This is a genomic window from Seonamhaeicola marinus (assembly GCF_008085455.1).
On sequence record NZ_VSDQ01000786.1, the window covers coordinates 444 to 795 of the forward strand.

General features: G+C 35.8%; 1 protein-coding gene. It reads left to right on the top strand.

All coding sequences use genetic code 11. The annotated features are described in order from the left end of the window. Window positions 1-352: transglycosylase domain-containing protein (locus FUA24_RS23525; RefSeq protein WP_187388376.1), on the top strand; the 352-nt coding region annotated here is incomplete at both ends.

Genomic DNA, 352 nt, shown 5'->3' on the forward strand with positions numbered 1-352 from the left:
ACCAACCTCAACAGTAATAACCAGTTCTAACAACACACTTATTGGCGCAAAAATAGCCAGTGATGGTCAATGGCGCTTTCCGCATAGCGATAGTATTCCGCACAAATTTAAAGCCTGTATTATTCAGTTTGAAGACGCATATTTTTATAAACACCCAGGCTTTAATCCTATCTCAATATTTAAGGCCTTAAAAAACAACCTAAAATCTGGCACCATAAAACGTGGTGGTAGCACTATTACACAGCAAGTAATTCGTTTATCTAGGCAAGGCAAAGCAAGAACCTATTTTGAAAAATTAAAAGAACTCATTTTAGCCACTCGTTTAGAATTAAGAACCTCTAAAGAACATATT